The sequence below is a fragment of the Streptomyces sp. NPDC055078 genome (genome assembly GCF_053607985.1).
This window is the reverse complement of record NZ_JBSGUP010001154.1, coordinates 1-1122: the sequence shown is the minus strand read 5'-3', so window position 1 is coordinate 1122 and position 1122 is coordinate 1. Positions and strand designations below refer to the sequence as shown.

At 70.8% G+C, this 1122-nt stretch carries 1 protein-coding gene; it reads left to right on the top strand.

From position 1 onward, the window contains the following. Positions 1–1108: S8 family serine peptidase (locus ACWF94_RS40890; RefSeq protein WP_453500429.1), on the top strand; the 1108-nt coding region annotated here is incomplete at its 5' end. Positions 1109–1122: the final 14 nt, after the last annotated feature.

Genomic DNA, 1122 nt, shown 5'->3' with positions numbered 1-1122 from the left:
CGCCGGGGCGGCCACCCCGGCCGCCCCCGCCGAGGGCACCGTCCACGGCCTGAACGCCGAGGGCGCGATCCCCGGGAGCTTCGTCGTCATGCTCGACCAGCAGACGGACAAGCGGAGCCTGGCGAAGAAGTACGGCGGCAAGGTGAGCCGTACCTACGACTCGGCCGTCAACGGCTTCACCACCACCGGCCTGACCCCCACTCAGGCCAAGCGGCTGGCCGCCCACCCGGCCGTCGCCCACGTCGTCCAGAACAAGACGTTCCGGATCAACGCGGTCCAGACGAACCCGCCGTCCTGGGGGCTCGACCGGATCGACCAGACCGCCACCAAGGGGGACGCCCGGTACAACTACCCGAGCGGCGGAGGGCTGGGCGTCACCGCGTACGTCATCGACACGGGCGTCCGCGTCAGCCACCCGGACTTCGGCGGACGCGCCTCCCACGGGTTCGACGCGATCGGCAAGGACCTGGTCGCCAACGACGAGAACGGCCATGGCACCCATGTCGCGGCCACCATCGCCGGTACGCGGTACGGCGTCGCCAAGAAGGCGAAGATCGTCGCCGTCCGGGTACTGGACGCCCAGGGGAGCGGCACCACCGAGCAGGTCGTCGCGGGAATCGACTGGGTCACCAAGAACCGCAAGGGCCCGGCGGTCGCCAATATGAGCCTGGGCGGCGACGCGGACATCGCGCTCGACAGGGCCGTGCGCAAGGCCATCGCCTCCGGGGTCACCTTCGGTGTCGCCGCCGGAAACGAGTCGTCCGACGCCGGACTCGTCTCCCCGGCCCGGGTGAAGGAAGCCATCACCGTGGCCTCCTCCACCCAGAAGGACGCCCAATCCGGGTTCTCCAACTTCGGCCGCTCGGTGGACCTCTACGCCCCCGGCTCGGCGATCACCTCCGCCTGGAACGACGGCCGGACGAAGACGATCTCCGGCACCTCCATGGCGTCCCCCCATGTCGTCGGCGCGGCGGCCGTCTATCTCGCGGGCCACCCGGGAGCCACCCCGGCGCAGATCTCCCGCGCCCTGGTGGCAGGTGCCACCCCCAACAAGATCACCAACCCCGGCCGGAACACGGTCAACAAGCTGCTGAGGCTCGTCCCGTAGCGGACCCCCTGAAC